The following is a 266-nucleotide window of genomic DNA, read 5'->3' on the forward strand; positions in this document are numbered from 1 at the left end:
GGATGGTGAAGCACTGCCACTGGAAGACCTGATCGTGATGATCAGCAAACGACGAGATCACTGGCGCCGCAAGTACACATTGATGATGCAGGTGCCCGGTGTGCAAGACGCGATGGCCAATCATGCCACCGCGCAAGAAGAGCAGGCCTTGGGCTACAGCTCGGGCCGTTATCAAGGTGACTAGACAGGAGATGACCATGACAGACACAGCCACTCACCAACCGCTGCGCTTCCTCCGCACCCGTGAAGTCTGCGAGAAGATAGGT

The 266-nt window shown here is 57.1% G+C and carries 1 protein-coding gene; it reads left to right on the forward strand.

Translation table 11 applies throughout. The features are described 5' to 3' along the window. A partial coding sequence (locus R0J88_RS20740; RefSeq protein WP_410900988.1) for a hypothetical protein occupies positions 1–184 on the forward strand: 184 nt, incomplete at its 5' end. Between the last annotated feature and the right edge of the window lie 82 nt (positions 185–266).

Source organism: Pseudoalteromonas sp. SIMBA_162 (genome assembly GCF_046535955.1).
Classification (GTDB): Bacteria; Pseudomonadota; Gammaproteobacteria; order Enterobacterales; family Alteromonadaceae; genus Pseudoalteromonas; species Pseudoalteromonas marina.